This window comes from Achromobacter xylosoxidans (assembly GCF_002192695.1).
GTDB lineage: Bacteria > Pseudomonadota > Gammaproteobacteria > Burkholderiales > Burkholderiaceae_B > Achromobacter > Achromobacter xylosoxidans_C.
Window position 1 is genome coordinate 274,608 of sequence record NZ_MTLG01000075.1, and the last position, 20,108, is coordinate 294,715.

Below are 20,108 nucleotides of genomic sequence, written 5' to 3' on the forward strand. Positions count from 1 at the left end.
CCGGCGGGTTCAGAGGCAGTCCGCCCGCAGTCCCGCCTACTCGCATCTTGCGCAAAGGACCCCCACATGGACATGCCCGGCCACGAAGTGGATTTCTCCGAACGGGAAGAAGATCCCGCGCCACCTCCGGTTCCTCCCGAAACCCGCGGCCTTTCGCTCCTGGACTGGTCGGCGCTGATCGCCGTGGTCGCGGGCGGCCTGAACTCCGGCCTGATCGCCGCAGTGGACCTGGACGTGTTCGCGAAGGTGCTGCCGTCGGCTGCTGCCACGCGCGGCGTCTACGGCCTGATCGGATTGGCCGCGCTGTACAGCGTGGTGCTGTTGTTCCGGCTGGGCGAACAGGAGGCGGACTCGCACCCGGACCAACAGGCAAGACAAGCGCCGGATTGAAACGGCCGCAAGGCCGCTATTTTCCGCCCGGCCGCTTGCCCGGATACTGGCCGCCTTCCTCGTATTCGGCGCCCTTTTCGTTGGGCTTCTTGTCCGATTCGCGCTTGGGCGCGGCTGGCGGCCTGCCGAAGCCCGGCTTGTCCGTGCCGAACTGGCCGCTGCGGTGCGCGGCCTCGGTTTGCGTGCGCGGCGCATTGGCCTTGCCCTGTTCCGTGTCTGCCTTTTCCTGGTCCGTGCGCTTGGTTTCCATATTGGTGTCCCCCGGTTCGGTCAACGGATGCTTGCGGTGTGCGCGTCGGCATCGCCCGCAGCAAGGCCGCAAGCAAGCGGCGTGCCCGGCCAGCCCGGGCACGCCGCTTGCTTGCATGAAGCCAGGCCCGCGCGATGCCGGGTCCCATCCTAGGAGTCAGCCATGAATCTGTCCCGAGTCGTACTTCCCGCAGTCGCCCTGAGCCTCTCCGCCCTGGCGTTCCAGGCACAGGCGCAAACCATGCAGACCGGCGCCACCCCCGTGCGCAGCAACCAGCAGATCGATGACCAGTACAAGATGGACAAGAAGCGTTGCGACGGCATGAAGGGCAACCAGAAGGACGTCTGCCAGCAGCAGGCCGAAGCCACGCGCGACAAGGCCCGGGCGGACGCCAAGGCAGGCAAGGAAAAGGCCGAGGCCTCGCATGACGCGGCCAAGGTGCGCAACGATGCCGACTACAAGGTCGGCAAGGAGAAATGCGACGGCATGTCCGGCAACGCCAAGGACGCCTGCATGGCAGACCTGAAAACGCGGTATGGCAAATGAGGTCAGGACCGGTCCTGTTTCCGGCCAGGCGCCGCGGCGGCGCCCTCCGCGTCTGCCGCGGCGTATTCCTCGAGCCGGTTGTACAGCGTCTTGGGGCTGATGCCGAGCACCGCCGCGGCCTGTTTTTTCACGCCGTTGCAACGCTCCAGCGTCGCCAGGATCAGGCGCCGGTCCGCCTCCGCCAAGGTTTCTCCCACGGGCACGCTGACCTGGCCGCCGGCGCCTTCGCCCGCCGGCGACACACGCGGCGTCAGCATATCCACCTCCAGCGTGTCGCCGTCCGCCATGATGAAGGCGCGGCGCACGTAGTTCTTGAGTTCCCGCACATTGCCCGGCCACGCATACTGCTGCAGCGCGGCCAGCGCGCGCGGCGAGAATTCCTTGCGCTTGCCGGATTCCTGGTTCAACCCCTGCAGGAAGCGATTGGCAAGGAACAGGATGTCGTCGCCGCGCTCGCGCAGCGCCGGCAGCTTGATGGGGAAGACGCTGAGCCGGTAATAGAGATCCTCGCGCAGCTTGCCTTCCTTCACCGCCTGTTCCGGATCGCGGTTGGTCGCGGCGACGATCCGGATGTCGCAGGCGATCTCCCGGTTGGTCCCGACGCGCATGAACTGCCCGGTTTCCAGGACCCGCAAGAGCTTGACCTGCAGATCCAGCGGCATTTCGGTCACTTCATCCAGGAACAGCGTGCCGCCGTCGGCGCGCTCGAAATAACCTTTGTGCTGACGGTCCGCGCCCGTGAAGCTGCCGCGCTCATGGCCGAACATTTCGCTTTCGATCAGGTTGGGCGAGATCGCGCCGCAATTCACCGCGATCAACGGACGCTGGCGGCGCGCGCTGAGTTCATGAATGGCGTGCGCGGCCAATTCCTTGCCTGTGCCGCTTTCACCGATCAACAACGTTGTGACGTTGGTCGTGGCAACGCGTCCGATCTGCCGATACAGCGCTTGCATGCAGGCCGACGCGCCATACATCTTGCCGTAGCGCCCCGGCTCTTCAAACGGCGCGCCCTGCAGATCGCTACCCGAATTCGCGTTCACGCGCGCGAAGATTCCGTTCAAGCGTTCCATGCAGATCGGCTTGACCAGGTAATCGGTGGCGCCAAGACGCAGGGCCTGCACCGCATTGTCGACGGTGCCGTGCCCCGTCATCACCACGACCTCCGCGCTGGCGGCGGCCTCGCTCTTGAAGATGTCCATGCCGCTGCCTTCGGGCAAACGGATGTCGGTCAGCACCAGGTCGGGCGCGTGCCGTTCCAGCTGGATCAGCGCATCCTTGATGCTGGCTGCCAGGGCCACCGAAAAGCCGCTTTCGCGTCCGATCTCGGCCAAGGTTTCGCGTATCGCGGGATCGTCATCAACAATCAGCAGATGAGGCATGCTTGCTCCGTATCGCGGATGTTGTCGTGAGTCTTTCAGCATAGCGATTGCGCGAGGGCCACGGGCAAATGTTCGATACTTTCCATCAAGATTTTCTAATACTTGCAAATCGTCGCATCCTCGCCTGCCCCAGCCACTAGCATGGGAGTGACGCTCATGGTCCGAGCCGGGCCCCAGGAATCAGCATGGCGAATCGCACTCCCAGCGCCGCGCGCGCACCAGCGCAGGCCTCCCAGGAGGTACTGATCGACGCGTCCGGCCTTTCCCTGGTGATGCAAAAACTCGATGCCCAACTGCAGTTGGCCGCGGCCACCGATGCCAGCGTCTTCATCGTGGGGGAAAGCGGGACCGGCAAGGAAATCGTCGCGCGCGCCATCCATGACGCCAGCGCACGCCGCGAACAGCCCTTTGTCGCTGTCAACTGCGGCGCCATCAGCGGCAGCCTGGCGCATGCCGAATTGTTCGGCCACGAAAAAGGCAGCTTCACGGGCGCTGTCGCCCAGAGCGCCGGATATTTCGAATACGCCAGCGGCGGCACGCTATTCCTGGACGAAGTGACCGAGATGCCTGCGGACCTGCAGGTCAATTTCCTGCGCGTGCTGGAAGCCGGCACCTATCAGCGCGTGGGCGGCTCCGACCTGCTGCGCGCCAACGTCCGCATCATTTGCGCCAGCAACCGCGATCCCTTTGCCTCGGTCGCGCAAGGCCGCCTGCGCCAGGACTTCCTGCACCGCCTCCTGGTGATTCCCTTGCGCGTACCCCCGCTACGCGAGCGCGGCGACGACGCGCTGGTGCTGGCACACTGGTTTCTGGATACCTTGAACACCGCGAACGGCACGCAGAAGGCCTTCTCCGTACGCATGCTCGAAGCGATCTCTCTGCATGATTGGCCAGGCAATGTCCGCGAACTGCGCAACGCGGTGCAGCGCGCGTTCATACTGGCCGACGGCGAGCTCGACACCGAGTTGTTGCTGCGGCCGCGCGAGGCGCCGCAACCCACCATGTGCGACGGCGCGCTGACCTTGCCCATCGGCATGTCGTTGGGCAAGGCGCAACGCGCTTTCATCCTGGCGACGCTGGCGCACCACGCCGGCGACAAGCGCATGGCGGCCGAGACGCTGGGTTTGAGTCTGAAGACGCTCTACAACCGTCTTGAAGACTACGAGAAGAACGGGCAGGACGAGGGCTGCGCCTGAACGCCCAGGCCGCATCGGCCACGGCGCGCGAGGAGCATTTCTTACCACTCCCTTGTAAGACTGGCGCAGCGTTGCGCGCGCAGTCGCCCCGCGTCGCCCGCCGCGGCGGCTGGCACGGTCTTTGCTTCAGTACAAGGATGGATTGCCGCCGGCAGCCCGTGTCCAGGAGACTCGATTGGTCTACCCCACGCAAGAATTGCGCCTGCGCCAGCAGATGGCGCTGGCGCCTCGCCTGCAGCAATCCGTCAAGCTGCTGCAGATGACCGCGCTGGAATTCACCACCGCAGTGGAGCAGGCCTTGGCCAGCAATCCATTCCTGGAGGATCCCGACGAGCAGGAAAGCGAGCTGCCGCCGGCCGCGGAGGGCTTTCCTGCCGCTGACCCGCCCCAGCCCGAGCCGCTGGAGCCTGCCCCGCAGGACGACCTGCCGCCGCCTGACGCTCCCGCCTATTCCGGCGACTACCCCACGCGCGCCCAGGGCGACGGGCCGGACCGGGACCAGGGACTATGGGTCAGCGCGCCCGTGTCGATGAGCCAGCGCTTGTCGCAGGAGCTGGGCAACTATCAATTGCAGGCGCGCGACCGCCTGCTTGCCGAGTACATCATCGACGCGCTGGACGACGACGGCTATCTGCGCGCGCCCCTGTCCAGCCTATGGGAAGACGCGCCGCGCGGCGCCGAACCCGTCCCGGATGAATGCGAATGGATGACTGCGTTGCGCCTGGTCCAGCAATTGGACGCTGCGGGCCTGGCCGCGCGCGACCTGGCCGAATGCCTGACGCTGCAGCTGGCGGCGGCAACCGGCATCAGCGACGAACTGCGCGCGCTCGCCCTGCGCATCGTGCGGGAACAGCTCGACCGGCTGGCGCGCAACGATTGCGCCGGCCTGCGCCAGCAGCTGGGCTGCTCCGAGGACGCCCTGCGCGAGGCCTGCGCGCTGATCCGCGGCCTGGATCCGAAGCCCGGCGGCCGCTATAGCGCCGAAGCGCCCGTCTACGTCGTGCCCGACGTATTCGTGGATAAATGGCAATCGCGCTGGCGCGTGCTGCCCAACCGCAACGCCATGCCCCAGGCGCGGCTGCACCAGACCTATGCCGAACTGTTCCGGCGCGCCCGCCTGGACGACCGCAGCCCCATGGCCCAGGAGCTGCAGGAGGCCCGCTGGCTGGTGCGCAATGTCGAACAGCGCTACGTCACCATCCAGCGCGTGGCCGAAGCCATCGTCAAGCGCCAGCAGACCTTCTTCGAATATGGCGACGTGGCCTTGCGGCCGCTGATGCTGCGCGAGGTGGCCGACGACCTGGACTTGCATGAGTCCACGGTGTCGCGCGCCACTGTCGGCAAATACATGGTGACCCCGCGCGGCGTGTTCGAGTTCCGCCACTTCTTTTCGCGCGAGCTGGCCACCGACACCGGAGGCTCCTGCTCGGCCACGGCGGTGCGCGCGCTGATCAAGGAAATGGTCGAGGCCGAGGACCCCGCGATGCCGCTGTCAGACGTGGCCTTGACCCAGCAACTGGCGGCCAACGGGATATTGCTGGCGCGGCGCACGGTGTCGAAGTATCGGGGGCAATTGCGCATGCCGCCCGCTGAATTGCGCCGCCGCCATTAAGCGGCTTGGCGCCACGCCTGCCTTGGCGCGGACTAGCGCCGGAGGCCCTGGCCCGCCCTGCCCTGCGCGCCGTCCAGCATGCCCTGCACGCGCTCGGACAGCTTGTCCAGCTGAAAGGGTTTGACGATCAGTTCCAGCCCCTGTTCCAGGAAGCCCTGGCCGCGCGCCGCGCTTTCCGCGTATCCCGTCATCAGCAATACGGGCAGTCCGGGGCGCGCCACGCGGGCGGCGTCGGCCAGTTGCCTGCCGTTGAGTCCCGGCAGCCCGACATCGGTGACCAGAAGATCGATTCCACGCATGGACTGCAACAGTTCCAACCCGGCCTCGCCATCCGCCGCGGTCAGCACCTCCAGGCCTAGCTCTCCCAGGCATTCGCGCACCATCTCGCGCACGTTCGCATCGTCCTCCACCACCAGCACGACTTCCTTGCGCGCCTCTCCGGATGCGGCCGCCACCGCCCGCTCGCCGTTCTGCACGCTTTCGGGCGCGCCATCGTGGCGCGGCAGGAACAGCCTGACCGTGGTGCCTACGTCCACCGCGCTCTCCAGGCTGGCCGCGCCGCCCGCCTGCTTGGCGAAGCCGTAGATCATGGAAAGGCCCAGGCCGGTGCCCTGGCCCATGGGCTTGGTGGTGAAGAACGGATCGAAGGCGTGCGCCAGCACGTCCGGCGCCATGCCGCAGCCTTCGTCCGTGACCGACACTTCCACGAAGCGTCCGGCATGGTCCCCGGCGCTCTGCAACAGCAACGGATCGCCCGGCTCCACGTTGCGCGCGGCAACGGTCAGCGCGCCGCCTTTCGGCATGGCGTCGCAGGCATTGATCACCAGATTCAACATGGCGTTCTCGAACTGGTTCTTGTCGCAACAGACCGTCCACAGTTCCGGCTTCAAATCCAGCCGCAGGGCCACCCGTTCGCCGGTGTAGCGGTGGAACAGCGCCACCATGGACTGCAGCGCGGAGGCCGCGCAGAACGGCTTGGGATCGATGGGCTGGCGGCGCGAAAACGTCAGGAGCCGTTGCGTCAGGTGCGCCGCGCGGTTGGCGGAATCCATGGCGACGTCGACGAAGCGCAGCGCCTGTTCCGGCGCGCCCGCCGTGACCTTGCGCTGCACCAGGTACAGCGCGCCCGAGATGCCCTGCAGCATATTGTTGAAATCGTGGGCGATGCCGCCCGTCAGGCGCCCCACCGCCTCCATCTTCTGCGACTGGCGCAAGGCGTTCTCGGTGTCGCGCAGCACCTCGGCCTGCAGCTTCAGGTCGGTGTCGTCCCGGCCGGTCATGTACAGGCTGTCCTGGGTCCAGGACATGCTCCAGGTTATCCAGCAGTAGCCGCCGTCGCGCTTGAGCAGACGGTTTTCAAGATGCCTTGCGGCGGGGCGCGGCCCCATGTCGCCAGAGACCCAGCTCCAGGCCGCCAGCGTTGCCGCCAGATCGTCCGGATGAATCAGCTGGCACAGGTCCATCGACATGAACTGCTCGGGAGTCCAGCCCAGGATGGGACGTACCGCGGGGTTGACGCTGACAAAGCGTCCTTGCCGGTCAACCGCTGCGAGCAGCTCCGGGGACAGGCGCCAGATCCGGTCCCGCTCCGCGATCGCATCCTCGACACGCTGCTCCAGCATGCGCGCGTACTGCGACCGCTCGACCGCGCCGCACATGCGTTCGGCAACTTCCTCGATGAAAGCGATGTCGCTGGCCTTGAGCTTGCTGCCGGAGGATGGGCATGCCAGCAAGGCGCCGTCGTGCCGGCCCCAGCGCCGCAGCGGCACGACGATGGCCCAGGGACGGATATCGCCACTGGTGGCTCCAAGCAACGGCGCCAGATAGGCCGTGCGTCCCTGGCGCAGCGCCGCATGGTAATCATCGCCCAATGCGTCGAGCGCATGCGGCGGCTGGCCCAGGCTTGCGGTTCCGGGCGGCCATGCCGAGGAGATTGCAGGCGCCTGGCTTTCTGCATTCGCGTCCAGCACCGCCGCCTGACCCAGGGCCAGATGCTGGCAGAGGCCCTCACAGGCGACCCGCTCGATGTCCTCCGGGCGGTGCAGCTCACGCATGCGGTCGCCCAGCGTGCCCAGGTAATTCTTGCGGTGCTGCCCTTCCCATAACTCGGCTTCGGCGGCTTTGCGTGCCGTCACGTCCAGGAACAGCGCCATCATCCTGTCGGCCCCGTCCTTGCGCGCGCGGGCCTCGTACCAGGCCTCCTGGGGCGCGGGCACCATGAACTCGAACTGGGCCGGCTCGCCGGTCTCGATCACCTGGGCGAACGTATCCATGATCTGGCCAGGCACGCCGGGGATCATCTCGCGCAGCGTATGGCCCAAGGTATCGCCTTCCTTCATGCCGGTCTGGCGTTCGAAGGCGGGGTTCACCTCCAGAAAGCGGAAATCGACGATGCGGCCGCTGTCGTCGCGCAATGCCTCGCTGAGGAAAAAAGCTTCCTGCATGCCGGCGAACATGGTGCGCCAGCGTTCGCCGCTCTGGCGCAGCGCCAACTCCGTCAGATGGCGCTCTATTGCCAGGGCGGCGCTGCGCGTGACCAGCGCGATCGCGTCGATATCGTGGGCCGACGGCGAACGCACCATGGCGTAATAATTGGAGAACACGCCCAGCAGGCGGCCGTCGGGCGCCTTGATCGGCGTGGACCAGCAAGCCCGCAGGCCGTGCGACAAGGCCAGGTCGCGCCAGCGCGCCCAACCCGGATTCAAGGCGATGTCTTCCACGTAGACCGGACTGCCGGTGTAGGCCGCCTCGCCCCAGGACGCGCTGCCGGGGCCGATGGCGGCCTTATGCACCGCGGTGTTGTAAGCCATGGGCAGGCTGGGCGCGGCGCCATGCAGCAGGAAACCGCCGGATTCGTCCACCAGCGCGATGGAAGTGCGCAGTTCCACGCTGGACTGCACCTCGATGGCATGCAGCACGTGCTCCAGCACTTCGGCCAGCGGCATGCCGGCGGCTATGCGCTGCAACATGATGCGCTCGTCTTCCAGGCGGGCAAGCGTGTCCGTCCAGGGTAGCGCCACTCGATCCCGCTTGGTCAGCATGTCGGCCCCCTTGCCCCTAGACTGTATTGCGGCAAGGGCTGCGCAGCCGAAACGCTAGGTAACCCGACGCTACGGTTCCCGCGCGGGAAGCGGACGGATCAACCGTCCGTCTTCAGCGGCTCGCGTTCCAGCCGCAGCGCCTGCAAGGCTTCGGGCTTGTCGACCAGCACGCATTGTTTACCGGTGCGGGTGCAATGGTCCTTGACGCGCCAGTAAGCGCCGTGGCTGACGCAGCCGGTCTGGCAGATCACCAGGTCCGCGGCCACCAGGCTGGCTTCCAGCGTGTCGCCATCGGCATCCGCGCCGCCGTCATGGCCGAGATAGCGTCCGCCCGCCAGTTCGACCATCTTGCGCGTCAGCGCCAGGGCCACGGCGTCCTCGCCCACGCACAGCACCGCTTTCTGGCGCAGCATGACCGCGGATGGCGCGGGACGCCAGGCCGGCGGCTCCGCCAGCGTCTCCAGTTCGCGCGCCGCGGCCCCGGCCCGCCCTTGCCAGGCCAGGCGCTCGCGCATGAGCGTCTGCACGCGCTCCATCAGCTGGGCAACGCTGCGCGCCAAGGCCACGCGCCTGGGCAGGCCGGGAATGGAAGTCTCCAGCGCCTTGCGGTCTTCGCGCGCCCAGGCCAGCGCGGTGTCGCGCAGGATGACGGCCGCGCGCAGCCGCATGGCCTCGCTCTCCAGATACAGGATGCGCGCCGCCTGGGCGGCCAGCAGCCGGCTGCAATGCGCTTGCGCCTGCCCGTAGGCGGCGAGCAGCGCGGCATGCTCGCGCTGCAGGTTGTGGCTGTCGGGGGAGAGAGGATTCATCGCGGCCCTCGGATCTGGATGGGGATTGCGCTCACCGAGCGTGCCGCAGATTATAAATGAGAATTACTATCTTTTAGATAGTGGATCTACGAGGCGCTGCCTCCCATGGCCGCGGACGCCGGCGCGCGGCCGGTGCGCCGGTACAGGCTTGCGCTGATGGCCAGCGCCAAGGCCAGCAGCCCACCCGCCATCGCGGCCACGCCGGGCCACTGGCCCGTGCTCCAGAAATGCCCACCCAAGGAGCCGAGCACGCTGGACCCGATGTAGTACACCAGCAGATAGAGCGAGGCCGCCAGCGCCTTGTAGCCGCGTGCCATCTGCCCGACCCAGCCGCTGGCGACCGTGTGCGCCGCGAAAAAGCCGAAGGTGAACACGACGATCCCAGCAATCAGCAGCGGCAGCCAGTTGGACAGCGTCAGCAGCAGGCCCGTCAGCGCCAGTCCGGTGGCGGCCGACAGCATCGCGCCGCGTCCGTGACGGTCGGCCAGGCGGCCGAACCAGGTCGACGCAAAAATTCCGACCAGATAGACCACGAAGATGAAGCCGATGAATGTCTGGCTCAGCGAGAACGGCGGCAGCAGCAGACGAAAGCCCACGTAGTTGTAGACCGTGACGAAGGCGCCCATCAACAGCCCGCCCAGCGCGAACAGCCCGCACAAGGGCCCGTTCTTCAGATGCGAGGCGGCGCCCGCGCGCACATCCCCCCAGACCCCGGCCCAGCCCCTGCCCCGCTGCGGCGCGTAGCGGCGCGATGCGGGCAACAGCCAGACGAACAGCGCCGCCGCCACGATTCCCAACAGGCCCAGCGTGCCCAGCGCGGCGCGCCAGCCGTAGTGATCCGACACCAGCCCCGTGATGACCCGGCCCGACAAGCCGCCGAAAGCGCTGCCGCCGATGTACAGGCCCATGGCGAAGCCCAGGGTGCCAGGCTCGACCTCTTCGGCCAGATAGGCCATGGCCAGCGCGGGCACCCCGCCCATGGCCAGGCCCTGCAGCGCGCGCAGCGCCAGCAGGCTGTGCCAGTCCGGCGCCGCCGCGGCGACGGTGCCCAGCACGGCGGACGCGAACAGCGACAGCGCCATGGCGCGCTTGCGCGGCACGGCTTGCGAAAACAGGCCCACGAAAAAGATGGCTGCCGCCAGAAAGGCGGTGCATAGCGACAACACCAGGCTGCTTTGGGTGGGCGACACGCCGAATCCATGGGTGAATAGCGGCATCAGCGGCTGCACGCAGTACAGCAGCGAAAACGTGGAAAAACCGGCCGCGAACAGGGCCCATTGGGCGCGCCGCAATCCGGGGGTGCCGCGGGCAAGGTGATCGGTTGGGGTAGCGACAGGCTCCGCCGGCGCGGACGCGGCGGTTGAAGAGGCGGGACAGGCGGAGGGGGCAGACATCGGGTTCTCGAAAGCAGCGGGCATGCAGCCCACGTCCTCAAGGTAGACTTTTCCCCTTCATATGTCCAATATATGAAACCCAACCCCACCATATTTAATAACGATGGAACTGCGCCACCTGCGTTATTTCACCGCGGTCGCGGAAGAGCTGCACTTCACACGCGCCGCCGCCAGGCTGGGCATCGGCCAGCCGCCGCTCAGCCAGCAGATCCAGCAGCTGGAACGCGAGATCGGCACGCCGCTGTTCCTGCGCCTGCCCCGGGGCATTGCGCTGACCGAGGCCGGTGCCCAGTTCCTGGAAGACGCGCGCGCCATCCTCGCCAGCGCCGACCGCGCCATCGACACGGCCCGCCGGCTGGGGCGCGGGGAACGCGGGGCGATCACCGTGGGATTCACGGCTTCCGCGGTGTTCCACCCTTACCTGCCGCGGGCCATCCGCGCGTACCGAGACCGCTACCCCGATGTGCGGGTCACGCTCACGGAAAGCAACACCGTCACCCTCCTGCGCGGCCTGCGCGCAGGCGAAGTCGACGTCGCCTTCGTGCGCCCGCCTTACGTACTGGACCCGGAGTTCGAGTCCGAGCGCGTGCTGGATGAACCCATGCTGGTGGCGTTGCCCCCCGACCATGCGCTGAGCCACAAGCACAGCGTGCCCATCGCGGCGCTGGCGGACGAGGACTTCGTGCTGTATCCGCGCCCCATCGGCGCCGGCCTGTACGACGCCATCATGTCGGCCTGCCAGCGTGCGGGCTTCGTGCCGCGCGTCATCCAGGAAGCGCCGCAGATGGCGTCCATCGTCAGCCTGGTCGCGGCCGGGGTCGGCATTTCCGTCGTGCCAGCGGCGATGCGGCACATGGGCGCGCAAGGCATCGAGTATCGGCCCATCAAGGGCGACGCGCCGCATGCCTTGCTGGACATGGCCTACCGCCGCCACGACCGCTCGACCGCGGCGGGCAACGCGGTGGACATGCTGCGCGCGCTGGCCCATCCCTAGGCGGCGCCCGCGGTATCGCCCTGTCGCGTTTGTCATTTTCTGTAAAACCAGTGTCGGGGCCACAATGTAAATTTGGCGCGCGCGGCGGTCCGTCCCGGCCCATGGACACGGCGCCGCGCGAGTCCAACCTGTCTAAAGGTGAAATAGTGCGACGTACCCTTCTGGCCTTGGCCATTGCGACGATCCCCGGCCTGGCCGCAGCCGCCGGGCTGCCTTCCTCCATCGGTTCCGTGACCGTCTACCAGGACCGCGCCGTCGTGACGCGCGCCGCCAGCAGCGAGCTGGCCGCCGGCGAACACGAGCTGGTGCTGGAGAAGCTGCCGGCCAGCCTGCAGGAAAATTCGCTGCAAGTCTCGGCCAAGAGCACCGGCCAGGCCACGTTGCTGGATGTGAAGGTGCGCGACGCCTATCAGGCCGACACCGCCAACGAACGCGTCAAGCAGCTGGAGGAACAGGTACGCAAGCTGCAAGGGCAACAGGCGCTGCTGGACGACGAGGCCGCGGTGCTGGACAACCAGCGCGAGCTGGTGCTGATGATGCAGCGCGGCGCCACCGAGCCCTCCAAGGACGGCGCGCGCCTGACGCTGGACGAGTTGAAGGCGATCCAGTCGTTGAGCGCGGACTCGCTGGCCAAGTCGCTGGCCGGACTTCGCCGGGTGGCAGAACAGAAAGAGGTGCTGGAGCGCGAGCTGACCGCCTTGCAGAACCAGTTGGATCAGTTGCAAAGCTCGCTCAACCGTCGCACCAAGACCGTCACCCTGCGCGTCAACCTGGCGCGCGCGGGCAAGCTGGACCTGAACGTTTCCTATGCCGTGGCCGGCGCGCACTGGACGCCTGCCTACGATGCGCGCCTGCGCCCGGCCGATCGCAGCGTGGACCTGGGCTATTTCGGCGTCATCCGCCAGAACACCGGTGAAGACTGGAACAACGTCAAGCTCACGCTGTCCACCGCGCGGCCCTCGCTGGGCGGCGGCGCGCCCGCGCTGCAGCCGTGGATCGTCGACGTGGCCGCCCCGCCGCCTCCGCCCCGTCCGCGCCCCAGCCCCGCGCCGGTCGCCGCGGCCAGGCAAGAAGCCGAAGCCAAGATGTCGCGCCAGCGCGTCCAATCCTTCGAGGACGCCGCCGCGCCCGCCGCCGCGCTGGCGCCGGAACCCCTGGAGCAAGCCACCGCCGAAGTGCAGACCGAAGCGACCAGCGCATCATTCCAGATCAAGAATCCGGCCACCCTGCTGTCCGACAATTCCTCGCAGCGCGTGGCCATCGCCACGGCCAAGCTGCCCGCCACGCTGCAGTATCAATCCACGCCAGCGCTGCGCGAAGCCATGTTCCTGACCGCGCACGCCAGCAACAACACCGACTTCCCCTTCCTGGCCGGCTCCCTGAATACCTTCCTGGACGACGCCTTCGTCGCGGCCAGTTCCATGAAGGCGGTAATGCCCGGCGAGAAGCTCGAACTGGCGCTGGGCGCCGACGAAGGCATCTCGATCAAGCGCCAGCTGGTGAACCGCTACACCGAAAGCACCGGCTTTTCCGGCAGCGGCAAGCGCGTGACCTACGAGTACAAGATCACGGTCAAGAACAACAAGGCGACCAAGGAGCAGGTGTCGTTCAAGGACCGCCTGCCCATCTCGCGCAACGAAAAGATCGTGGTCAAGCTGCTGTCGCCGGCGGACCGCGAGATCAAGCGCGAGGAAGACGGCAAGCTGGTGTGGGACTGGGAGATGGAGCCCGGCAAGTCGCGCGAGACTGTGCTGAAGTTCTCGGTCGACTATCCGGGCGATATCGAGGTGTCCGGCATCTGACGCGCTCAGCGCATCTGGAACGCCTCTTGGTGAAAGAGCTCGCTCACCGGCATGCCGCGCCGGTGCAGCCCGTCCTTCAAGGCATCGGCGAATCCCGCCGGGCCGCAGAACCACACGCTGGGCCAGGGCGCGCCCGGCTGGTGGTGCGCGGCCAGCTCGGCGGCCGTGAGCGGCCGCTGGGTATCGCTGTAGCGCACCTGCAGCGTCACGTTCGGCACGCGCGCGCATAGCGCTGTCAGGTGGTCCGCGAACGGCGCGTCGTCGGCGTTGCGGGCGCAGTAGTACAGGGTCGCGACCGGCGCGGTGTCCGGGTCCGTCTGCAGGGATTCCATCCATGAGATGAACGGCGTGACGCCGATGCCCGCGGCCACCCAGACCTGCGGCCGCCCATCGCCGCGCTGGAAGTCGAAGCAGCCGTAAGGGCCTTCGATGATGACGTCCTGCCCCACTTGCAAGCTGCGTTGCAGGCGCCGCGTGTAGTCGCCCAGCGCCTTGATGGAAAACTGCACCCGTCCGGTGCCGTCGTCCGCGCCCGACACCGTGAACGGATGCGCGCCCTCGCGCCGGTCCGCGGTCAGGAAGGCGAACTGCCCGGCGCGGTGATGCCAGTTGCCCTCCACCCTACAGGTCAGCGCCAGGATGTCGCCGGAAAGATGGTCGATGGCCAGCACCTGCCCCCGGTAGCGGCGGCCGCGCCCGATATTGCCGGTCAGCGCCATCAAGGCGCAAACGGTCCCCACCGCCGTGCACACCGCCACCAGCCAGCCCGCGGGCTGCCACCACCAGGCGGCAGGCGTCAGCACCACGCCATGGAAGGCGACCACCAGGAAGATCACCGCGGCGATGCGGTGGACCTGGCGCCAGATGTGGTACGGAAAGCGCCGCCACAAGGTGAGCAGCACCAGCGCCGCCAGGATCCACACGGCCCATTCGCCTATGTCCTTGGCGGATCCGCGGAACATGTCGAGCACGGCGGCCGCGCGCGGCGTCTTGGGCACGGGATCGAACAGTGCCAGCAGCACGGGCTTGCCCAGCTTGATCAGGTAATGCGCCGCCGCCAGCGCGGCGGCCAGGATGCCGCTCCATTTGTGCAGCCGGTACATCTTGTCCAGCCCATCCATGCGCGTTTCCAGCCACATCGGCCGCACCGCCAGCAGCATGATCAGGGCCATGAGCGCGTAGGCGCCCAGGCCCGTCAGCAGGATGAGCTGGTCGCGCGCGGTCCAGACATTGAGCTCGGCCGGCGGTTGCGCCCAGTAGGCCCCGGCCCAGGCAAGCAGGGAAGTCAGCAGTACGGCGGCCAGTATGCGTCGCATCGGTTCATCGCTCCATCCAGGGGGCCGCGCCACCGTGCGCGGTCCGCATGAAGCCATGGTAAATCCGCCAGCGGGAGCGTTTTTCCATGCGCGGCCTACGTCTTGATCGGGGTCAAGTCCACGGAAAATCGGGATGGTCCGGACGGGTCCGGCCAGCGCCAGGATACTCCATGGCGCCGCGGTGATGGCTCAGCGGCTGCGGCAGAATTCGATGAAGGCGTCAGGCTCCAACGGCACGGAAATGCCGTAGCCTTGAGCCACCTCGCAGCCCAGTTCGCGCAACAGCTCCATGTCGCGCTCGTGCTCCACGCCTTCCGCGACCACGCGCCGGCCCAGCACGCGGCCCATCTCGATGGCGGCCGCGACCACGGCGCGCGATGCGGGCTCGCGGTGCATGTGCACGATGAAGTCGCGGTCTATCTTCAGTTCCGTGAAGGGCATGGCCGAGAACAGGCGCATCGAGGCGATGCCCGCGCCGAAATCGTCCATGGCCAATTCAAAGCCGCGCACCCGCAGCAGATTCAGCGCCGATGACAAGGCCAGCCAATCGGTCACCGGCTCGTCCTCGGTCAGTTCGACCTTGATCAGCCGGGCTGGCAGGCCGGCCTGCGCCACGCGCTGCTCCAGCAGGCCCGGCAGATCGCGCGAACACAGCGTGGAGGCCGAGGCGTTGACTGCGATGGGCACGGCAATGTCTTCGGCATGCATGCGCTGCTGGATCTCCAGCACCCGGTCCGTGACCCGGCAGAACAAGGTCCGGTCCAGCCCCAGCCGGTGCGCGGCGGGCACGAAGTCCGCGGCCGGGATCGCGCCCAGTTCGGGATGCTCCCAGCGCGACAAGGCCTCGGCGGCCAGCACGCGGCCGGTGGACAGGCTCATCTGCGGCTGCAGCACCACGCTCATGCCCTGCCCCGTGATCAGCGCATGGCCCAGCGCCGCCTCGATGACGTCACGACGCAGCGAGCGCGGCCGGGGCGACGCGGCGTCGTCTTCGTCCAGGCTGCGCAGCGCCGTCTTGATCGCCTGCTGCATGGCCGTGCGCGACACCGGCTTGGACAGCGCCTGCGCGGACGGGCAGCCCGCCTGCAACGCCAGCTTCACGTGCGACTGCAACAGCTCGTCGCTGAGGCTGCTGATCCAGATAATGGGCGGCATGCTCTTGAGCCGCCCGGCGTCGACCAGGCGCCGCAATTCGTTGGGCAGGCGGGTGCCGTCGCTCTCGCCCGTGACGATGTCGCTGATGACCACGTCGTAGAACTGGCGCGACAGCGCGCTGACCGCCTCGATGCTGCTGCCCAGGCCGGCAACCCGGCGGAACCCCAGCGCCAGCAGCACGTTCTGCAGATAGGCGCGTTCGACCGGATGGTCTTCGACTAGGAGTATCCGTCGGGTCCCGCCGGGTTCCGTTTTAGGCATGGTCTACCGTCCTACTCATATAGGGCGGGCCCCCGCAGGCGGCCGCTGGAAAACTGTGTACACCATGCTAAGACAAACGCGCCCGGCCTGTCGTTATCGCTAACGGGTTAATGCAGGGCCATCGCCGATAGTCGTAGTATCGGGGCCATCAGCCAAGCGGAGGCAGCCTTCCGTCGCCCCGCGGCGCGGCCGGTGCCATAATAGATGTCTTTCCCGCATCTACGGCACGGAGCTACCCTTGACCCGCATTGACGACCCCCTGCACGACCGCGAGGTCGGCGCGGCCGACTCCACCCAGGACAACACGCGCACGGACGATACCCGCATCAGCGCGGTGCGCCCCTTGATTTCGCCTGCCCTGCTGCAGGACGAGCTGCCGGTGTCGGCCGAGATCCAGACGCTGGTCGAGCAAAGCCGCGTCCAGATTGCGGACGTGCTGCACGGCCGCGACGACCGCCTGGTGCTGGTGGTCGGCCCCTGTTCCATCCATGACCACGGCCAGGCCATGGAATATGCCCGCCTGCTGCGCACCGCCGCCGAGCAGCACCAGAAGGACCTGCTCATCGTCATGCGCGTGTACTTCGAGAAGCCGCGCACCACCGTGGGCTGGAAGGGTTACATCAACGACCCGCGCCTGGACGGCAGCTTCCGCATCAATGAAGGCCTGCGCCGCGCGCGCGAGCTGCTGCTGGACATCAGCGGCCTGGGCCTGCCGATCGCGACCGAATTCCTGGACCTGCTCAGCCCGCAGTACATCGCCGACCTGATCGCCTGGGGCGCCATCGGCGCGCGCACCACCGAAAGCCCCAGCCACCGCCAGCTGAGTTCCGGCCTGAGCTGCCCGCTAGGCTTCAAGAACGGCACCGACGGCGGCGTGCAGATCGCCGCCGACGCCATGGTCGCCGCCAGCGCCAAGCACGCCTTCATGGGCATGACCAAGATGGGCATGGCCGCCATCTTCGAAACCCGCGGCAACCAGGACACCCACGTCATCCTGCGCGGCGGCAAGCAAGGCCCGAACTACGACGCGGCCAGCGTCGACGCCTGCTGCGCCGCGCTGCGCGCCGCCGGCCAGCGCGAACAGGTCATGATCGACTGCTCGCACGCCAACTCCAACAAGTCGCACCTGCGCCAGGTCGACGTGGCCAACGACATCGCCGCCCAGATCGCCCAGGGCGATGGCCGCATCACCGGCGTGATGATCGAAAGCCATCTCGAAGAAGGCCGCCAGGACTTGAAACCCGGCCAGCCGCTGCGCCGCGGCGTGTCCATCACGGACGCCTGCCTGGGCTGGTCGCAGACCGCGCCCGTGCTCGAGACCCTGGCCCTGGCCGTGCGCCAGCGCCGCGAAAAGGCCGCCAAGCCGGCCTGAAGACCGCGTCCCTGCGGGCGCTTGCCGCGTCCGGCCTCAGCGGCCGACGCGGTAAGGCGCCGGATCCATGTCCGGCGCCTGGCCCGTGATCATGCAGGCCAGCAGCTTGCCCGTCACCGGTCCCAGCGTGAAGCCATGATGCGCATGGCCGAAAGCCAGCCACAGGCCGGGATGGCGCGGCGCCGCTCCGATGACCGGCCGCATGTCCGGCATGCAAGGCCGGCACCCCATCCAGGGTTCGCGCTCCACGGCATCGCCCAGCGGCAGCAGTTGCCGCGCCAACACCCGCGTGCGCTGGATCTGGATCGGTGAAGGCGGCGCGTCGCGCGATGCGAATTCCGCGCCGGTCGTCAGGCGCACGCCCAAGGTCATCGGCGTCACCACGAAACCGCTTTCGATGTCCGCCACGGGGTGCGACAAGGTTGCGCCATCTTCCAGCGCGTAATGCTGGTGATAGCCGCGCTTGACCGCCATGGGGATGCGATAGCCCAGCGGACGCAGGATGTCGGGCGACCAGGGGCCCAGCGCCACGACCACATCGCGGGCCTCGATCAATCCCTGTTCCGCCTGCACCCGCCACCCCTTGCCCGATGGCTCGAGGCTGCGCGCGTCGCCGCGCGCCAGCACGCCGCCGCGCCGCTCGAACAATGCCGCGTAGCCGCGCGTCACGGCGCCCGGGTCCGAGACGTTGAGCGGATCGAGCCAGTGCACCGCGCCGGCCATGCGCGACAGCGACGGCTCCAGCGCCGCCAGCGCCTGGCGGTCCAGCACGCGGTAGTTCAGGCCATAGGGCGCGAGCGCCTGCGCTTCGGCCACCGCCCGGGCCAATCCGGCCTCGCTGCGCACGCCGTCGATCCAGCCGTTGCGCCGGAACAGATGGGACAGGCCGGCCTGATCCTTGAGCGCGTCGTGCTCGGCCACGCTGCGTTCGATCAGCGGCAACATGGCCTCGGCGGCTCGCGCCAGGCGCGATGGCGCCGAATGCCACCAATAGCGCAGCAACCACGGCGCGATGCGCGGCAGAAAGCGCGGGTGGTAACTCACGTCCGGCGCGTCGTTCCTGGCGTAGCGCCACAGGCTGCGCCAATCGCGCGGAAAGGCATACGGAATCACGCTCGCCCGCTCGATCAGGCCGGCATTGCCATAGCTGGTTTCCTCGCCGGGGCCGCGCCGGTCCAGCAGCACCACGGAACGGCCGCGCGCCGCCAGATGCAGGGCGGTGCTCACCCCGACGATGCCCGCACCCAGTACCAAGGCGTCTGTTTTCATGCGGCGCATTCTGCGCTCGCGTACGGTGTTCGGCAAGGGCGCGCGCGCGTAGAATCCTTCCCTGCGCCGAATGTCCCCGCCGCCCTCATTGCCGCCCAGGAATACGCCATGACCACACTACGCCTGCAACCCGTCGCGCTCGCCGGCGAGGTCGTGCGCCTTGAACCTCTTGCGGCCGGCCATGCCGCCGCGCTCACGCAGGTGGGCCTGCACCCCGAGCTGTGGCGGCTGCAGCCCGAACCGGTGCAGACGCAGGACGACATGCAGCGCTATGTGGATCGCGCGCTGGCCGGCCAGCGCGACGGCAACTGCCTGCCGTTCGTCATCGTGCGCCAGGATGACGGTCAGATCATCGGCGCGACGCGCTACATGGACATCGCGCTGGCGCACAAGCGCCTGGAGATCGGCGGCACCTGGCTCACGCCCGCAAGCCAGCGTTCCGGCGCCAATACCGAGGCCAAATTCCTGCTGTTGCAGCACGCTTTTGAAACAATTGGTATCATGCGCGTCGTGTTCAAGACTGAACTGAGCAACATGCAATCGCGCCAGGCCATCCTGCGCATCGGCGGCGTGGAGGAAGGCGTGTTCCGCAAACACCTGATCGCACAATCGGGCCGCGCGCGCGACATGGTCTACTTCGCGATCCTCGACGAGGACTGGCCCGCGGTCAAAGCGCGCCTGCTGACGCGCATGCGCCGCGCGACGTAAGACGCGCCCTGCCCGCTCCGTTCAGCGCCAGTCCGGACCGCCGAGGTCCACCCCGCACCATTGAAGCCAGGTATGCAACAGACTTTCGCCGCGCCCGTGCGCCACACGATATACATCTACACCGAGGAACAGCGCGGCAACCAGCTGGTCGAGTCCCTGGTGATCGGCATGCTGTCCGACATATCGGGATCCGACAAGCTGGTGGTCGCGCAGGATCCGCACAGCGGCTTGAAGTTCGTCTACCGCATCGATCACGACAGCAGCAATCTCGACGCCGCGGCAATCACCGAACAGGACGCGTCCCTCTTCAATGGCAAGACCTCGGTCCAGATCAACTCCATGACCTATCGCCTCGGCACGGCCGAGAACGCGATGAAATTGCTGCGCGGCAAAAACCAGTGGATCCAGGACAAGGGCGCCGTGCTGTCCGTGCTGCTGCAGAACGCCGCCGCCCGCAAGACCCGCTTCGCCCCGCCACGCATCGAGCGCGACCGCATGCGCAAGGTGCCGCCGGGCGTCAAGGTCGAACACTTGTCTACATAAAAAGCACAGTATCCACAGGGCCTGCCTTATCCACAATTTCTGTGGATAAAAAAGCCTCGGACCCATGGCTG

Annotated in this window: 17 protein-coding genes; 9 read left to right on the plus strand and 8 right to left on the minus strand. The window is 67.6% G+C overall.

All coding sequences use genetic code 11. The features are described from left to right. The first annotated feature begins 66 nt into the window (after positions 1–66). Complete coding sequence (locus BRO63_RS15485; RefSeq protein ID WP_088140613.1) at positions 67–390, plus strand: DUF378 domain-containing protein; 324 nt, start codon at positions 67–69, stop codon at positions 388–390. A 16-nt stretch (positions 391–406) separates the two neighbouring features. Here BRO63_RS15485 and BRO63_RS15490 read toward each other — a convergent pair whose 3' ends face one another. Continuing rightward, positions 407–640, minus strand: coding sequence for a hypothetical protein (locus BRO63_RS15490; RefSeq protein WP_088140614.1), 234 nt, complete (start codon positions 638–640; stop codon positions 407–409). A 162-nt stretch (positions 641–802) separates the two neighbouring features. Here BRO63_RS15490 and BRO63_RS15495 point away from each other — a divergent pair, with 162 nt between their 5' ends. Next, complete coding sequence (locus BRO63_RS15495) at positions 803–1,186, plus strand: hypothetical protein (protein ID WP_088140615.1); 384 nt, start codon at positions 803–805, stop codon at positions 1,184–1,186. 2 nt (positions 1,187–1,188) lie between these two features. On the opposite strand, the gene BRO63_RS15500 is transcribed toward BRO63_RS15495, so the two are convergent. Further along, on the minus strand, positions 1,189–2,565 hold the full coding sequence (locus BRO63_RS15500) for a sigma-54-dependent transcriptional regulator (protein ID WP_088140616.1): 1,377 nt from the start codon (positions 2,563–2,565) through the stop codon (positions 1,189–1,191). A gap of 272 nt (positions 2,566–2,837) precedes the next feature. On the opposite strand from BRO63_RS15500, the gene BRO63_RS15505 reads away from it, so the two are divergent. Both BRO63_RS15505 and BRO63_RS15510 read left to right on the plus strand, forming a co-directional pair. Continuing rightward, positions 2,838–3,761 (plus strand): sigma-54 interaction domain-containing protein, encoded by a 924-nt coding sequence (locus BRO63_RS15505; protein ID WP_373557782.1) that lies wholly within the window; start codon positions 2,838–2,840, stop codon positions 3,759–3,761. Between the two features lie 175 nt (positions 3,762–3,936). After that, complete coding sequence (locus BRO63_RS15510; RefSeq protein WP_088140618.1) at positions 3,937–5,373, plus strand: RNA polymerase factor sigma-54; 1,437 nt, start codon at positions 3,937–3,939, stop codon at positions 5,371–5,373. Positions 5,374–5,405: 32 nt separating this feature from the next. On the opposite strand, the gene BRO63_RS15515 is transcribed toward BRO63_RS15510, so the two are convergent. The 3 genes from BRO63_RS15515 to BRO63_RS15525 all read right to left on the minus strand — a co-directional run bounded on the left by BRO63_RS15515 (position 5,406) and on the right by BRO63_RS15525 (position 10,617). Further along, complete coding sequence (locus tag BRO63_RS15515) at positions 5,406–8,414, minus strand: GAF domain-containing protein (protein WP_088140619.1); 3,009 nt, start codon at positions 8,412–8,414, stop codon at positions 5,406–5,408. 98 nt (positions 8,415–8,512) lie between these two features. After that, complete coding sequence (locus BRO63_RS15520) at positions 8,513–9,223, minus strand: DUF2325 domain-containing protein (RefSeq protein ID WP_088140620.1); 711 nt, start codon at positions 9,221–9,223, stop codon at positions 8,513–8,515. Between the two features lie 86 nt (positions 9,224–9,309). Next, positions 9,310–10,617: an MFS transporter gene (locus BRO63_RS15525; RefSeq protein WP_088140773.1), complete on the minus strand. Its 1,308-nt coding sequence runs from the start codon at positions 10,615–10,617 to the stop codon at positions 9,310–9,312. Positions 10,618–10,720: 103 nt separating this feature from the next. Here BRO63_RS15525 and BRO63_RS15530 point away from each other — a divergent pair, with 103 nt between their 5' ends. Further along, a complete protein-coding gene (locus BRO63_RS15530; RefSeq protein ID WP_088140621.1) occupies positions 10,721–11,611 on the plus strand; it encodes a LysR family transcriptional regulator in 891 nt (296 codons plus the stop codon). A gap of 146 nt (positions 11,612–11,757) precedes the next feature. Further along, positions 11,758–13,413 carry a mucoidy inhibitor MuiA family protein gene (locus tag BRO63_RS15535; RefSeq protein WP_088140774.1) on the plus strand — a complete coding sequence of 552 codons (1,656 nt, stop codon included), beginning with the start codon at positions 11,758–11,760 and terminating at the stop codon, positions 13,411–13,413. A 5-nt stretch (positions 13,414–13,418) separates the two neighbouring features. On the opposite strand, the gene BRO63_RS15540 is transcribed toward BRO63_RS15535, so the two are convergent. Further along, a complete protein-coding gene (locus BRO63_RS15540; protein ID WP_088140622.1) occupies positions 13,419–14,729 on the minus strand; it encodes a ferredoxin reductase family protein in 1,311 nt (436 codons plus the stop codon). Between the two features lie 189 nt (positions 14,730–14,918). Then, a complete protein-coding gene (locus BRO63_RS15545) occupies positions 14,919–16,145 on the minus strand; it encodes an EAL domain-containing response regulator (RefSeq protein ID WP_088140623.1) in 1,227 nt (408 codons plus the stop codon). A gap of 238 nt (positions 16,146–16,383) precedes the next feature. Between BRO63_RS15545 and BRO63_RS15550 the strand changes: the two genes are divergently transcribed. Next, on the plus strand, positions 16,384–17,517 hold the full coding sequence (locus BRO63_RS15550; protein WP_088140624.1) for a 3-deoxy-7-phosphoheptulonate synthase: 1,134 nt from the start codon (positions 16,384–16,386) through the stop codon (positions 17,515–17,517). A 36-nt stretch (positions 17,518–17,553) separates the two neighbouring features. Here the strand turns inward: BRO63_RS15550 and BRO63_RS15555 are convergent, their stop codons facing one another. Continuing rightward, the gene (locus BRO63_RS15555; protein ID WP_088140775.1) at positions 17,554–18,786 is read right to left on the minus strand and encodes an NAD(P)/FAD-dependent oxidoreductase; all 1,233 of its coding nucleotides are present in this window, start codon (positions 18,784–18,786) and stop codon (positions 17,554–17,556) included. A gap of 108 nt (positions 18,787–18,894) precedes the next feature. Between BRO63_RS15555 and BRO63_RS15560 the strand changes: the two genes are divergently transcribed. Together BRO63_RS15560 and BRO63_RS15565 are read left to right on the plus strand one after the other, a co-directional pair. Continuing rightward, positions 18,895–19,494 carry a GNAT family N-acetyltransferase gene (locus BRO63_RS15560; protein WP_088140625.1) on the plus strand — a complete coding sequence of 200 codons (600 nt, stop codon included), beginning with the start codon at positions 18,895–18,897 and terminating at the stop codon, positions 19,492–19,494. A 72-nt stretch (positions 19,495–19,566) separates the two neighbouring features. After that, entirely contained in the window at positions 19,567–20,037 is a 471-nt protein-coding gene (locus BRO63_RS15565; protein WP_088140626.1) for a hypothetical protein, read from the plus strand. Positions 20,038–20,108: the final 71 nt, after the last annotated feature.

Excerpts from the sequence above, each read along its gene's own strand:
- BRO63_RS15525 (WP_088140773.1), bottom strand. The coding sequence starts at position 10,617 with ATGTCTGCCCCCTCCGCCTGTCCCGCCTCTTCAACCGCCGCGTCCGCG.
- BRO63_RS15495 (WP_088140615.1), top strand. The coding sequence starts at position 803 with ATGAATCTGTCCCGAGTCGTACTTCCCGCAGTCGCCCTGAGCCTCTCC.
- BRO63_RS15490 (WP_088140614.1), bottom strand. The coding sequence starts at position 640 with ATGGAAACCAAGCGCACGGACCAGGAAAAGGCAGACACGGAACAGGGC.
- BRO63_RS15565 (WP_088140626.1), top strand. The coding sequence starts at position 19,567 with ATGCAACAGACTTTCGCCGCGCCCGTGCGCCACACGATATACATCTAC.
- BRO63_RS15560 (WP_088140625.1), top strand. The coding sequence starts at position 18,895 with ATGACCACACTACGCCTGCAACCCGTCGCGCTCGCCGGCGAGGTCGTG.
- BRO63_RS15515 (WP_088140619.1), bottom strand. The coding sequence starts at position 8,414 with ATGCTGACCAAGCGGGATCGAGTGGCGCTACCCTGGACGGACACGCTT.
- BRO63_RS15520 (WP_088140620.1), bottom strand. The coding sequence starts at position 9,223 with ATGAATCCTCTCTCCCCCGACAGCCACAACCTGCAGCGCGAGCATGCC.
- BRO63_RS15540 (WP_088140622.1), bottom strand. The coding sequence starts at position 14,729 with ATGCGACGCATACTGGCCGCCGTACTGCTGACTTCCCTGCTTGCCTGG.
- BRO63_RS15505 (WP_373557782.1), top strand. The coding sequence starts at position 2,838 with ATGCAAAAACTCGATGCCCAACTGCAGTTGGCCGCGGCCACCGATGCC.
- BRO63_RS15545 (WP_088140623.1), bottom strand. The coding sequence starts at position 16,145 with ATGCCTAAAACGGAACCCGGCGGGACCCGACGGATACTCCTAGTCGAA.
- BRO63_RS15555 (WP_088140775.1), bottom strand. The coding sequence starts at position 18,786 with ATGAAAACAGACGCCTTGGTACTGGGTGCGGGCATCGTCGGGGTGAGC.
- BRO63_RS15485 (WP_088140613.1), top strand. The coding sequence starts at position 67 with ATGGACATGCCCGGCCACGAAGTGGATTTCTCCGAACGGGAAGAAGAT.
- BRO63_RS15500 (WP_088140616.1), bottom strand. The coding sequence starts at position 2,565 with ATGCCTCATCTGCTGATTGTTGATGACGATCCCGCGATACGCGAAACC.
- BRO63_RS15530 (WP_088140621.1), top strand. The coding sequence starts at position 10,721 with ATGGAACTGCGCCACCTGCGTTATTTCACCGCGGTCGCGGAAGAGCTG.